Source organism: Pseudoalteromonas sp. RB2-MNA-CIBAN-0110 (genome assembly GCF_040309305.1).
GTDB lineage: Bacteria > Pseudomonadota > Gammaproteobacteria > Enterobacterales > Alteromonadaceae > Pseudoalteromonas > Pseudoalteromonas arctica.
Genome location: NZ_JBEOOQ010000328.1, coordinates 1 through 236, shown reverse-complemented (window position 1 = coordinate 236; position 236 = coordinate 1). Strand labels below are relative to the sequence as shown.

Below are 236 nucleotides of genomic sequence, written 5' to 3'. Positions count from 1 at the left end.
AATATGCACACAATCACTATTTTACGGGCATGTAATAGGTTGTTTTTATCAAGTCCTCGGCTACTTGAGTTGAGCTGCGAGCGCCTTAAAATAAACTGATTTATAAAATCATTGGTGATCATTACAGAAAGCACAATGGACGAAACAATTACCATGCTTGTAGCCGCTGAAAAACCGCCTAAAAATGCAAGTAATGTAATGCCGGCGTTGTTGCCCGCCATTGGGAGAGCCAATAC

At 41.1% G+C, this 236-nt stretch carries 1 protein-coding gene; it reads right to left on the bottom strand.

The features are described from left to right. Positions 1-236 (bottom strand): hypothetical protein (locus AAEY68_RS21695; RefSeq protein ID WP_350586899.1); only part of this gene is annotated, 236 nt, incomplete at both ends.